General features: G+C 24.5%; 1 protein-coding gene. It reads left to right on the top strand.

All coding sequences use genetic code 11. The features are described from left to right. Positions 1–265: hypothetical protein (locus SB724_RS20510; protein ID WP_410572744.1), on the top strand; the 265-nt coding region annotated here is incomplete at both ends.

The following is a 265-nucleotide window of genomic DNA, read 5'->3' as shown; positions in this document are numbered from 1 at the left end:
CTATGATCATGATTTTATAATACAGTTAATAAATCATTTTGAAGCATTATCAAATCAAATAGTGAAAAATCCTACTTTACCTATATTTCAATTAGACTATTTCACTGCAGTTGAGAAGGAACAACTTTTAAATGATTTTAATAAGACTGAGGTATTTTATCCAACAAATAAAACAATCGTTGATTTATTTGAAGAAAATGTGAAACGAAATGCTGATAATATTGCAGTAGTATTTGAATCAAATTCTTTTACTTATAAAGATATC

Source organism: Bacillus sp. SIMBA_031, from assembly GCF_046535225.1.
Taxonomy (GTDB): Bacteria; Bacillota; Bacilli; order Bacillales; family Bacillaceae; genus Bacillus; species Bacillus velezensis.
Note: the sequence above shows the minus strand (reverse complement) of the source record. Positions and strands in the feature narration are given on the sequence as shown.